This is a genomic window from Pantoea sp. SO10 (assembly GCF_005281435.1).
GTDB classification, from domain to species: Bacteria; Pseudomonadota; Gammaproteobacteria; order Enterobacterales; family Enterobacteriaceae; genus Pantoea; species Pantoea leporis.
The window spans coordinates 2,094,091-2,106,809 of record NZ_CP040095.1; the positions used below are offsets into that span (position 1 = coordinate 2,094,091).

A 12,719-nucleotide genomic window follows, 5' to 3' on the forward strand; every position below is an offset into this window, starting at 1 on the left:
CCCTGCGCAGTGATGTACACTTGAGCTATCAAAATGTTCAAATGAACATTGTTCAGGAGGTTGTTATGACAACTGCATCCCCATTCAATCACGGCAATGCCGCACGCGTCTTCGATCCCACGCTGATCCAGCACGCTCAGCAATCGTTTATGGATCAAATGGGCTTACCGCGTAATCCGCTGAAAGCGCACCAGTTGATCACCGAAGGTCTGGATGTCGGCATCGTTGAACGCGCGGCCACGGTGCTGAAAGCAACGCCACTGGATGTGGCCCAAATGGTCTCTATCGATCGCAATACCTATCGCCGCCGCGAGAAAGCCGGATCGCAACTTTCGGTGGAGCAAGGTGCGCGCGTGTATCAGGTGTTCGAAATTCTGGATGCCGTATTGCAATTATTTTCCGGTGACGTTGACGCTGCCATGCGCTGGATGTATCAACCTGCGTTGGCACTGGATGATGCATTGCCGATGGAGATGCTGAGCACGCCTGCGGGTTGTGATGCGGTGTTGACGCTGATTGGACGCCTGGAACACGGAGTAATTGTGTAATGACGCAACGGAAGGAACCGGATGCTCCCTATCGGCTGTTTTATCGACTCGTGAAAGAAGAGTACGCCAGCGAGGCATTTAGCGGCGCTGGCGCTGAAAAATGGGGCGGACGCTGGAATCCGCCCGGCATTAAGACGGTGTATCTCAGCAGTTCAAAGGCGCTCGCTACGCTGGAACTGGTGGTGCATGCCGGTAAAGCGATGCTGGAGAAAAGTCGCTTTGTGATTTTTACTCTGCCGATCCCTGAGAGCGAAATCATGGCGCTGGACAGCAATAAACTGCCCGACGATTGGCAAAAGTATCAGCAACAGGAAGAAACACAGGCGATTGGCGCCGCATTCCTCGATGTGCAAGGCGGCTTTCCTTTGCTATTAACGGTACCCAGCATTTTGACCGGCGAAGACAACGCCATTCTCAATCCCGACCATCCCGCCGCTGCCGCCCTATTTGCACAAGCCACTTCAGCGCCCTTCGCGCTTGATCGCCGAATTAAAGCGTGACGAGGGTATTGCTTCAGTGCGAGTTGTTGAAAAGGACACATTTGCTAAAGGCGCTGGCGCGTCTGCTGCGGCAAAAGGGCTATCCACAGCGCTGAGGATTTTACGTTGGGCCAGGAGCCTCACGCATGGATGCGGGAGGCAGTTCGGGGCCGGCCAGGACGGCCGATCCCCGAACGGTCCGTTGGCACAACGTAGAAGCCGAAGGCACCGCGCTAGCGGCGCGAGGACGGCCCGTGACGCAGCAGATGTGTCTGCGCCCGCACCGAATTTAAAGCAAAATATCAACGCGCCGGTTTCGCTAAAGCATACGCCGCCGTTAAATCCACACGTTGCCAGAATGACTGATCCGCATCATTGCCGGACAGCGGATAACCGTTTGGCAGCGCGCTTTTCACCATCAGGCTACGAATTTGCGCATCAGACAGCTGCGGCAACGCGGTTTTCAGCAGGATCTCCGCGCCCTGCGGGACTTTGACAGGCGCGTTCTGCACATTGGCTCTCGGCAGGTTGTAACTCATGGTGAAACGATAGAACTGCTTCATCGCCGGTGAGCGATACGGATCGTCATTGCCATTGCTGCGCGCACACTCTGCCAGCGACGTGCCACACTCTTTTTCCAGCGCGGCACGCAGCTGATCGCGCGCTTCCCTAAACAGTGCCTGATAGCGCGCATCGTTGAGATAATTCGCCACGTTGCGCTGCGCTACCATGCGCGAACCCATCACATCCAGCGGGTAATGCACGCCCAACACTAAACGCGAATAACCGTAGCGTGCGCCGCGCGTCACCAATGCTTCAAAACGTTCCGGCACCATTTCGGCCAGCAACAAAGCATCGGTATAACCGGTGTTGGTGTGACCGCTCGGGAAAGAGCCGCCGTCGGCGGTGTAACGCACGTTATCCTTCACCACTACATCGTCCGGCACCAGATGGATGCTGTTGCCTTCACGCAGTAACGGCCGCGGATAGTTAAAGTGCTTTTTCGCCGCGCTGGTGCTGACTTCACTGGCTTTAATTAGCGCGGCGGCCTTACCTATCTCACCTTTGTCGTAAGCGGCGAGGAAGGCTTTGCCAAGGCGCGGACCAAGCGCATCGGAGAGGAAATAGAGATAGCTGATGGCTTCTGCATCGGCCAGAGCCTGATGACGCACATTTAGCGTGGCGTTCAGATTGATGTGGGTAACGGTGGCTTGACTGGCATCAAGCACGCTAGCGGGCAACGTGCTAAAGCCTGAAAGCAGCGCAATTCCGGCCTGCTGGTTCTCTTTAATTTTGAAATCGTAGCCGCTGTTTTTCAGCCACTGCGTGTCAGCCTGTTTCGCGGTCTGTTTGGCTTTTTCCAGTTGCTCGCGCGTCAACGTGCTGCTATCACCTTGCAGCGCCTGACGTTCAGCCTGTAGCGATTGCTGCTCGAGATCGCTATAAGCGGAGGTGGAACCGGTAGAGGTTAAGCCTGCCAGCGCGGCCGCATCGGGCAGTGAAACCGCATGTGCTTGCTGTGCCAGCAGAATAACCGTTGCAATCAGTGTGAAGCGGGTTTTCATTATTTTCCCCTGTTATCAGAATATTACCTTGCCGGGGAAACACGCTAGCACTCGGTTATGACAGATTTATTTCATTTAACGACACTGACTAGCACAGTTTTGTACGCAAATTTGTGCCAGCGAGCCGCAGCCGCCGTTATTGTCATTTTTACACTGTGATTGCTGCACATAGCAGTTTTGCTGACAGGCTGAAACATCGCACTTCGCGGCAATCGGCGTCAGCTGCACCACCGGTGCTTTTCGCTCCGGCTGCCATTGCGGTTGTGCCAGCACGCTGGCGCTGAACAGCAAGGTAAAAGCCATTATCCATTTCATGATTGAGTCCTCGCAGAACGGGTGCAATGAGTATGGCTGCTGCGGGGCCAATTACCATGCTGAAACAATCGATTCACTCTTTCACAGAAGTTGCTCTGCTACAGTGCATGGGCGTGCGCCACTGTAGTGCAGAGCGGCAAGATCAGATGCTGCTTCGTTAATTTAAAATCAATGAGTTAGCCTTCATTTGGCCAATCTTCCAACCTGGTACAAAAGTTGCAGTCTTTAATGCATAGCAAAGGAGACGGATATGAAAGCGATTGTGATTGGCGCGGGCATTGGCGGTATGAGTGCTGCGATTGCGCTGGAGAAAGCGGGTTTTGACACCGCCGTATTTGAAGCAGTGAAAGAGATGAAGCCGGTGGGTGCGGCGATATCTATCTGGCCCAACGGCGTGAAATGTCTCAACGCGTTGGGCATGAAAGAGCCGCTGCGCGCACTGGGCGGCAACATGGCGTTTATGGCCTACAACGATGCGCACAGCGGCAGCACGCTCACCCGCTTCAGCATGAAACCGCTGGTGCAGCAGGTGGGGGAATATCCCTATCCGGTGGCGCGCGCCGAATTGCAGGCGATGCTGATCGATACCTACGGACGTTCGCGCATTAGCTTTGGTAAACGCGTCACGCAGGTTGAGCAAACCGAGCATGGCGTCACCGCCTGGTTTGATGACGGTAGCCAGGCCGAAGGTGATTTTCTGATTGCCGCCGATGGTACGCACTCGGTGATCCGCCACTATGTGCTGGGTGAAAGCGTGGAACGTCGTTACGCCGGTTACGTCAACTGGAACGGACTGGTGACAATTGATGAAGCGATTGCGCCCGCCGATCAATGGACCACTTTTGTCGGCGAAGGCAAACGCGTGTCGCTGATGCCGGTCAGCGATAACCGCTTCTACTTCTTCTTTGATGTTCCGCTGCCAAAAGGCTTGCCGGAAGATCGCGCAACGTTGAAAAACGATCTCAAAGGCTACTTCAGCGGCTGGGCCGAACCGGTGCAGCGTCTGATTGAACGCCTCAATCCGGAAACCACCAACCGCGTGGAAATCCACGACATCGAACCGTTTAGCCGTTTTGTTAAAGGTCGCGTGGCGTTGCTGGGCGATGCCGCACACAGCACCACGCCGGATATCGGGCAAGGCGGTTGTGCGGCGATGGAAGATGCGGTGGTGCTGGCGCAGACGCTGGCGTCACACTCTTTAGGGATTGAGGATGCGTTGTTGCGTTATGAAGCCCGTCGTGTGGATCGCACCAAAGATTTGGTGTTGAAAGCCCGTAAGCGCTGCGATGTGACCCACGCTAAAGACGCGGAAGTGACGGCGGCGTGGTATGCAGATTTGAAAAACGAAACCGGCGAGCGCGTGCTGGCCGGCATGTGCGATACCATTGAAGGCGGTCCGCTGGGTTGAACCAGGTCGCCATCAATGGCGGTTCTACGACTCTAATCCACGATTTTTCAGCATTGGGCCGATGTCCGGCTCTTTGCCGCGCCACGCCAGCCACAGATGCTGCAAATCGGTGCTGTTACCGCGTGACAGAATATGTTCGCGGAACTGCTGACCGTTTTCACGTGTTAATCCACCGCGTTCGACAAAGGCTTGATAGCCATCATCGGCGAGCATCTGCGTCCAGATATAGGCGTAATAACCGGCTGCATAGCCGCCGCCCCAGATATGGCGGAAATAGCTGGAGCGATAACGGGGCGGAACCGTCGCCAGCGCAATGTTTTCGGCGGCCAGCGCCTGCAGCTCGAAGTGGCTGACATCCTGCGGATTGTCGTGCGTGGTCAGTGAATGCCACTGCAGATCCAGCAGCGCGGCGGCCAGCAGCTCGGTCATGTCGTAGCCTTTGTTGAACTTCGCGGCGCGCACCATCTTGTCGCGCAGCTCAGCAGGCATCGCCTCTCCGGTTTTGTAATGGCGCGCATAGTTGGCAAACACCGCTTCGTTGCTGGCCCAATGCTCATTAATCTGCGACGGGAACTCGACAAAGTCGCGCGGCGTGGCGGTGCCCGACAAGCTCGGATAGCGTTGCGTGGCGAACAAACCGTGCAGCGCATGACCAAACTCGTGGAACAGCGTGATCACTTCATCCCAGCTCAGCAGCGCCGGCTGGCCTGCCTGCGGCTTGGTGTAATTGCACACGTTGTAGATCACCGGTTTGGTGCCGAGCAGCGTGGTTTGGTCGACGAAATTACTCATCCACGCGCCGCCGCTTTTGTTATCACGCTTAAAGAAATCGGTGTAGAACAGCGCCAGCGGCGTGTCGTCGGCATCGAAAATCTCGTAAACGTTAACGTCCGGATGATAAACCGGCAGATCGTGGCGCTGGCTAAAGCGAATGCCAAAAAGCTGGCTGGCCGACCAGAACACACCTTTTTCCAGCACGTTATTCAGCTCAAAGTACGGGCGGATTTGGCTCTCATCCAGCGCGTATTGGGCTTTACGCACCTGCTCGGCATAAAAACTCCAGTCCCAGGCGCGCAGCGGAAAACGGTGATGCGCGGCTTCAATGGCCTGCTGAATGTCGGCGGCTTCGCGTTCAGCGCGAGCCCGCGCGGCAGGGACAATATTGCGCATAAAGGCAAAAGCCGCCTCCGGCGTTTTCGCCATCTGATCCTGCATGCTCCATTCGGCATAGGTTTTGAAACCGAGCAAACTCGCTTGCTGCGCGCGCAGCTGCGCCATGCGTAACACGATGTCGCGCGTGTCGTTATCATCGCCCTGCTCGCTGCGTGTTAGCGCCTGCTGGAACAGCGCTTCACGCGTGGCGCGTACTTCCAGCGCCTGCAGCGCCGGTTGCTGCGTGGTGTTTTGCAGCGCAATCAGCCATTCGCCGTGCAAGCCGCGTGCTTCGGCCGCCGCTTTGGCATGCGCCAGCTCTTCTTCACTTAATCCGGCCAGCGCCGCAACATTGCTCACCACATAAGCACCGGCTTTGGTGGCCGCCAGCAACTTATTGCCGAAGCGGGTGCTGAGGCTCGCCAGCTCCTGATTGCAGGCGCGCAGCTGGGTTTTATCCGCTTCGTTCAGGCTGGCACCGGCCAGCTGAAAATGCTGCCAGGTGACTTCCGCCAGCCGCATCGCTTCGGCATCCGGGCACTGCGAGCCGCGATGCTGGTAAACGGTATCGAGGCGAGCAAACAGCTGGCTGTTCAGGTAGATTTCGTCATTGAGCGCGGTGAGTTGCGGGGTAATCAGTTCATCGATTTCCTGCAGGCGATCGCTGGTGTTGGCGGAAGTCATGGCACCAAACACCAGATTCACGCGCTTCAGCAACTGGCCGCTACGCTCCAGCGCCTCAAAGGTGTTGGCAAAGGTTGGCGCGTCAGGATTGCTGGCGATCGCCGCCACTTCGCGCCGTTTCTCTTCAATCCCCGCTTCCAGCGCCGGCAGAAAATCCTCTTCCTGAATCTGGTCAAATGGCGGGGTTTGATACGGCAAGGTGCTGGCGGTGAAAAACGGATTGGCTCGTGAATTCATTATCGCTCCTGATAATCAGCAACGCCGCACGGTGGCGGCGGGATGGTTCTATCCTGGCAGTTTCCTCGTCACTCAACAACTTATCGCCTGCTGCTGATAAACGCTGATGATTTCTCCCGCCACCGCGACGGCAATTTCCGCCGGTAACTTGCCCTTCACATCCGCCAAACCAATCGGGCAGCGCAAACGTGCGAGGGAATCTGCCGCAATGCCTTTGCCCTCTAAGCGATAGCGAAAGCGCTGGGCTTTAGTGGCAGAACCAATCACACCGGCATAGCGAAAATCGCCGCGCCGCAAGATCGCTTCGCTGAGCGCTAGATCGAGTGGATGATCGTGCGTCATCACCACAAAATAGCTGTCGGGCGCGGCTTCCTGCACGCAATCAATCGGATCCTCAACCTGACGCACCGTCACGCCGGGCGGCACGGCGCGAAACTGCGCGGCGCGGCTATCAATCCACGTAATACGGCACGGCAAAGTGGCAAGCAGATTCACCAGCGCCTGGCCAACATGACCTGCACCGTACACCTGGATTTCCGGCTGCTGCTGCATTAGCGGTTCAAACAGCAAAGTGGCGTGACCACCGCAGCATTGGCCGAGACGTGCAGCCAGCGCAAACTCTTCACTGCGCGGCTGGGTGCAGCGCTGCTGCAGCATCTCGCGCGCCTGCGCAATGCATTGATATTCGAGATGGCCGCCGCCAATGGTGAGAAAAGTGTCGCTGGCGCTGACTACCATCTTGCTACCACGATCGCGCGGCACGGAGCCCCGCTCGCTGAGCACGGTAATCAGTACGCAGCTTTCGCGTTTTTCCCGCAGGCTGTGCAACACGCTGATCCAGTCATGATAAATCATGTTCCGCTCCCGATAAGCGCTGAATCCCCCAGAATACCCGCTCCGGCGTGGCGGGTGCGTCCAGCTGCGGATGGCGAAGATAGTTATCAACGCTGGCAACCGCATCCTGCAATGCGCACCACACGGCGATGCCCAACATGAACGGCGGTTCGCCGACGGCTTTGGAGTGGAACACCGTGTCCTGCGGGTTTTTGCGGTTCTCAACCAGCGTGACGCGCAAATCACTGGGTACATCGCTGATCGCCGGGATTTTGTAGCTGGCCGGGCCATCGGTGAGCAATTTGCCCTTGTCGTTCCACACCAGTTCTTCGCAGGTGAGCCAGCCCATGCCCTGCACAAAACCGCCCTCAACCTGGCCGATATCAATGGCCGGATTCAGCGACGCGCCCACATCATGCAAAATGTCGGCGCGCAGCAAGCGGTATTCGCCGGTCAGCGTATCCACCAGCACTTCGCAGCAGGCCGCGCCGTAGGAGAAGTAATAGAACGGTTTACCGCGTCCGGCGGCGCGATCGTAATGGATGCCCGGCACTTTGTAGAAACCGGTGGCAGAAAGCGGCACCTGATTAAGCCACGCTTGCTGTGCAACCTGGGCGAAGGTGAAGTGTTTCTCGCCGACGCGCACGATACCGTTGCTGAAATGCACCGCGTCTGCCGCGCATTGATGTTGCTGACACAGCATCTCGGTCATGCGATCGCGCAGGATTTGCGCCGCATTTTGCGCCGCTTTGCCGTTGAGATCGGCCCCGCTGGACGCTGCGGTTGGCGAGGTGTTGGGCACTTTGCCGGTATCGGTGGCGGTCACCTGAATCTGGCTGATATCAATCTGCAGCACTTCCGCCACAATCTGCGCCACTTTGGTGTTTAAGCCCTGGCCCATTTCGGTGCCGCCGTGATTGAGCTGCACCGTGCCATCGGTGTAAATCAAAATCAGCGCGCCGGCCTGATTGAGGAAGCTGGAGGTAAAAGAGATGCCGAATTTCACCGGCGTCAGCGCTAGTCCGCGTTTCATAAAACGGTTGCTGGCGTTAAATGCGCTGATGTCACGACGCCGCGCGGCGTATTCGCTGCTGGTTTCCAATTGCTCCGTCATCTCATCCAGCAGATTGTCTTCCACCTGCTGGTGGTAATGGGTGATGTTGCGATCGGTTTTGCCGTAATAGTTACGTTTGCGCAGTTCGAGTGGATCTACTCCCACTTCGCGCGCGACGTGATCCATGATCTGCTCAATCGCCACCATGCCTTGCGGCCCGCCAAAGCCACGGTACGCGGTGTTCGAGGCGGTATGTGTGCGGCAGCGATAGCCGATAATCAGTGCATCGCCGAGGTAATACGCGTTATCGGCGTGGAACATCGCACGATCGACAATCGATCCGCTGAGATCGAGTGAATAACCGCAGTTGCCGGCCAGATCGATCTTCACGCCGCAGAAGCGACCATTGTCATCGACGCCGACATCGTAGCGGACAAAAAACGGATGGCGTTTGCCGGTGATCAGCATATCGTCGCGGCGCGCCAGGCGCATTTTTACCGGTTTTCGCAGCTGACGCGCGGCGATGGCACACAAACACGCCACGCCCGCCGCCTGCGTCTCTTTGCCGCCAAAGCCACCGCCCATGCGCCGCATATCAATGGTGACTTTGTTCATGGTGATGCCCATCACTTCCGCCACCAGTTTCTGCACTTCGGTGGGGTTTTGCGTCGAGGAGAACACCTGCAAGCTGTCATCTTCGCCGGGGATCACCAGCGCCGTCTGGGTTTCCAGATAGAAATGTTCCTGACCGCCGATGTGAAATTCGCCCTGAATACGGCGTGACGCCCGCGCCAGCGCAGCGTCGGCATCACCGCGTTGGTGAATGTGCGGCTGCTGCACAAAGAAACGCTGTTCCAGCGCTTCACGCACGTCGAGGACGGCCGGTAGCGCTTCGTACTCCACGATCGCCGCTGCGGCGCCGGCACGCGCCGCTTCGGGTGAATCAGCGGCGACGGCAATGACGATTTGACCGAAATATTCGATTGTGTCCTGCGCCAGCAGCGGATCGCCCGGTTCGAGCGGACCGACATCGTTGAGGCCCGGCACATCGCGCCACGTCAGCACGCTGACTACACCCGGCACCGCGTAACATGGCTGCACATCCAGTTTGGTGATGCGCGCATGCGCATGCTCACTCAGACGCGGACAGAGATGCAGCAATCCTGGCAGATCTGGCTTGTCGTCGATATACAGCGCTTCACCGGAGACATGCTTATCGGCACTTTCGTGTTTATTGCTGCGCCCGACGCCCGTTTGCATGTCGGTGGCAAACTGGGCTTTGAGCAGCGTTTCGTTCAGTTCCGGACGGTTATGAGACATAGCGCGATACCTCAGTAATGGTCAGCTCGCCAGACGCTTGTGCGTAATAGCGGCGCAATAGATTGCGCGCCACCTGCAGGCGGTAATCGGCGCTGGCGCGGAAGTCGCTTAGCGGCTGGAAATCCTCACTCAGCGCGGCGCAGGCTTTTTCGATGGCGCTGAGATGCAGCGGCTGGCCCAGCAGTTGTGCTTCAGCCGCCAGCGCGCGTTTTGGCGTGGCGGCCATACCCCCAAAGGCGAGCCGCGCTTCCACAATTACCCCTTCCGCGATGTGCAGATTGATAGCGGCGAAAACCGCGGAAATATCATCATCCAGCCGTTTAGCCACTTTCCACGCCGCAAAGTTGGGTGACACCGTCACTTTGGCGATGGTGATGCTGTGAATGAATTCTCCCGGCAGCAAGACAGTTTGACGATAAGCAGTAAAGAATTGATCGAGCGGGACTTCTCGCTGCTTGTTGCCCTGCTGCAAGACCAGACGCGCATTTAAAGCCAGCAGCATCGGCGCGCAATCACCAATCGGCGATGCGTTACCAATATTGCCGCCGAGCGTGCCCTGATTACGAATTTGCAATGAGGCAAAACGCTCCAGCATGCTGCTAAACGCTGGAATGTGCTGCGCTAAAAACTGATAGCAATGCTGCAATGAGGCGGCAGCACCGAGGTAAAGATGCGTTTCATCTTCGTGGCAGACCTTCAACTCATCAATCTGCTCCAGCGCGATCAGCAGCGGCAAGCGCTGATATTGCTGAGTGATTTGCAGCGTCAGATCGGTACCGCCAGCCACCAGGCGGGCTTCAGGATATTGCTGATAGAGCTCGGCGAGTTGCGCTACTGTTTTCGGCAGATAGCAGCGGCTGCCCGCGGCTTCGATGATCTGTACTTCATCGTTGCTGAGCGCCTGTAAACGCTGTACTAGCGCGGGTGCATTGGCACGGAAGGCATCCGCATCTGGTTGTTCACACGCCTGCTGCGCCGCATCCATGATCGGACGATAGCCGGTGCAACGGCATAAATTACCCGCCAGCGCCTGTTCTGCCTGATGTCGATCCCAGCCAGCGCTGTTTTTCTGCAGAGTAAACAGCGACATCACAAAACCCGGCGTGCAGTAGCCGCATTGCGAGCCGTGGCAATCCACCATCGCTTGCTGCACGCTGTGCAGTTCGCGGCCCTGCTTGAGATCTTCCACGGTAATCAATTGCTTGCCTTGCAGGCTGCTGACCAGCGTCAAACAGCTGTTCACCGCCTGATACTGCATCTGCCCATCGACGACTTTACCGAGCGTGACGGTGCAGGCACCGCAATCGCCAGACGCGCAGCCCTCTTTGGTACCGCGACGCTGCTGCTGGCCGCGCAGGTAGTTAAGCACGGTGAGATTGGGATCAAGCTCGCATTCGGTGATTAAACGATCGTTGAGTAAGAACTGGATCATGCGATTTGCTCCTCACTTTCGCGCTGCCAAACCGGTTTGCCGCTCACCCAGGTTTGCGCGATGTTGCGGTCGTCGCCAAGCGTCATCATTACAAACAGCCGCTCCCAGATGTCTTTGCTGTTGGCATTGCGCAGCTTCTGCAGCGGCGACACCGCCGCATCGAGTACCACGAAATCGGCCTCTTTGCCGGGGTTAAAATTGCCGATAACGTCATCCAGATCGAGCGCGTGCGCGCCGCCTAAGGTGGCGTGATAAAACGCTTCGCAGGCGCTGAGTTTGTATTGCTGTAGCTGGCCGACTTTGTAGGCTTCGCCCAGCGTTTGCAGCAGATTAAAGGTGGTGCCTGCGCCCACGTCGGTGCCAATGCCCATGCGTACGCCCTGCTGCCAGCAGCGTTTGATGTTGAATAAGCCGCTGCCGAGGAACAGGTTTGAGGTCGGGCAGAAGGCAATTGATGAATCGGTGTCATGCAGGCATTGCCACTCTTGATCTTCCAGATGCAGGCAGTGCGCGAACACGCTGCGTTTGCCGGTAAGTTGGTGATGATGATAAACATCAAGATAGCCTGCGCGCTCCGGGAATAGCGCTTTTACCCAAGCGATCTCCTGCGGATTTTCACTTAGGTGCGTGTGCATCCAGACATCAGGAAACTCCTCGCGCAGCTGACGCACTTTATCCAGCAATTCCGGCGACGAGGTCGGTGCAAAGCGCGGCGTGAGCGCATAGCTCAGGCGACCGCGCTGATGCCAGCGCTCAATCAGTTCACGCGTGTGCTGATAACTCTCTTCCGGCGTTTCGGTCAGGTATTCCGGCGCGTTACGATCCATCATCACTTTGCCAGCAATCAGCCGCATATCCAGCTGCTGCGCGGCGCTGAACAGCGAGTCGACCGACTGCTTATGCACGGTGCCGAACACCAGCGCGGTGGTGGTGCCATTCGACAGCAGCTGATGCAGGAAGAACGCCGACATTTTTGCCGCGTGATCGGGACAGTGATATTGGCTCTCCACCGGGAAGGTATATTGGTTGAGCCACTCCAGCAGCTGTTCGCCAAAGGCGCCGATCATTTCGGTTTGCGGATAATGAATATGGGTATCGATAAAGCCGGGCACGATCAGTTTACCGCGCAGATCGGTGACGCGAGTGGGATCAACGCGCCCTTCCGCGATTTGCCAGCTTTCCAGGCTGACCACTTTGCCGTCACGCAGCGTTAATAAGCCATCTTCGAGATAGCGTGCATTGGCAGCGATGTCGTCTGGCTGCGCGGCCAGAGCGGTGAAATCAAAGAAGCTGGCGCGCAGCAGCGTTTCGGGTGCGTAAAGCATAATGGTTCCTTGGTGCTTTTTTATGAGTGCAGGTGATTGCCTTAAAGATAGTTTGCAAAGCGCATGCCAATGCAAAGAACAAAAAATACTGTTTACTTTCAATATAATAGGTTGTTCCGATGCGTTTTTGTGTCAAGCTTGACGAGCAAACGTATGCGCAACCGGTTGCCTGCTATCGCAAACGGTTGCGATTTAACATTGCGGCGAGTTTTATTGCGCATGGCGTGATTATCGCCTGTTGAGATGCGTCTTTGTGGTGCGCCATTGCACTCGTAATGTGCAGGAAAAATCCTGCAACACGCTGCTTTGGGTTTTCATGAGCATGGGTTCGAGGTTAATGCTAAGGTGTGGCTGATAACCTGAAAT

10 protein-coding genes are annotated in these 12,719 nt (G+C 56.8%); 3 read left to right on the top strand and 7 right to left on the bottom strand.

Annotation, left to right across the window (positions count from 1 at the left end; all coding sequences use genetic code 11):
* Positions 1–65 precede the first annotated feature (65 nt).
* Entirely contained in the window at positions 66–548 is a 483-nt protein-coding gene (locus tag FCN45_RS09770) for an antitoxin Xre/MbcA/ParS toxin-binding domain-containing protein (RefSeq protein WP_101764368.1), read from the top strand.
* Positions 548–1,048, top strand: a complete 501-nt coding sequence (locus FCN45_RS09775; RefSeq protein WP_101764367.1) for an RES family NAD+ phosphorylase — start codon at positions 548–550, stop codon at positions 1,046–1,048. Before FCN45_RS09770 ends, FCN45_RS09775 begins: the two co-directional genes overlap by 1 nt.
* Positions 1,049–1,329: 281 nt before the next feature.
* Here the strand turns inward: FCN45_RS09775 and FCN45_RS09780 are convergent, their stop codons facing one another.
* Both FCN45_RS09780 and FCN45_RS09785 read right to left on the bottom strand, forming a co-directional pair.
* Positions 1,330–2,592 carry a phosphatase PAP2 family protein gene (locus FCN45_RS09780; protein ID WP_137385810.1) on the bottom strand — a complete coding sequence of 421 codons (1,263 nt, stop codon included), beginning with the start codon at positions 2,590–2,592 and terminating at the stop codon, positions 1,330–1,332.
* Between the two features lie 75 nt (positions 2,593–2,667).
* Positions 2,668–2,907 (bottom strand): hypothetical protein, encoded by a 240-nt coding sequence (locus FCN45_RS09785; protein ID WP_101764365.1) that lies wholly within the window; start codon positions 2,905–2,907, stop codon positions 2,668–2,670.
* Positions 2,908–3,157: 250 nt separating this feature from the next.
* Between FCN45_RS09785 and hpxO the strand changes: the two genes are divergently transcribed.
* Entirely contained in the window at positions 3,158–4,315 is a 1,158-nt protein-coding gene (hpxO, locus tag FCN45_RS09790) for an FAD-dependent urate hydroxylase HpxO (RefSeq protein ID WP_110866178.1), read from the top strand.
* Between the two features lie 24 nt (positions 4,316–4,339).
* Here hpxO and dcp read toward each other — a convergent pair whose 3' ends face one another.
* From dcp to guaD, 5 genes are all read right to left on the bottom strand, one after another.
* Positions 4,340–6,388, bottom strand: a complete 2,049-nt coding sequence (dcp, locus tag FCN45_RS09795; protein ID WP_137385811.1) for a peptidyl-dipeptidase Dcp — start codon at positions 6,386–6,388, stop codon at positions 4,340–4,342.
* Positions 6,389–6,460: 72 nt separating this feature from the next.
* Entirely contained in the window at positions 6,461–7,243 is a 783-nt protein-coding gene (xdhC, locus tag FCN45_RS09800) for a xanthine dehydrogenase accessory protein XdhC (RefSeq protein ID WP_137385812.1), read from the bottom strand.
* Positions 7,230–9,596, bottom strand: a complete 2,367-nt coding sequence (gene xdhB, locus FCN45_RS09805) for a xanthine dehydrogenase molybdopterin binding subunit (RefSeq protein ID WP_137385813.1) — start codon at positions 9,594–9,596, stop codon at positions 7,230–7,232. The genes xdhC and xdhB overlap by 14 nt, the downstream gene beginning before the upstream one ends.
* The gene (gene xdhA / locus FCN45_RS09810) at positions 9,586–11,028 is read right to left on the bottom strand and encodes a xanthine dehydrogenase small subunit (protein WP_137385814.1); all 1,443 of its coding nucleotides are present in this window, start codon (positions 11,026–11,028) and stop codon (positions 9,586–9,588) included. The genes xdhB and xdhA overlap by 11 nt, the downstream gene beginning before the upstream one ends.
* A complete protein-coding gene (guaD, locus tag FCN45_RS09815) occupies positions 11,025–12,353 on the bottom strand; it encodes a guanine deaminase (protein ID WP_137385815.1) in 1,329 nt (442 codons plus the stop codon). Before guaD ends, xdhA begins: the two co-directional genes overlap by 4 nt.
* Positions 12,354–12,719: the final 366 nt, after the last annotated feature.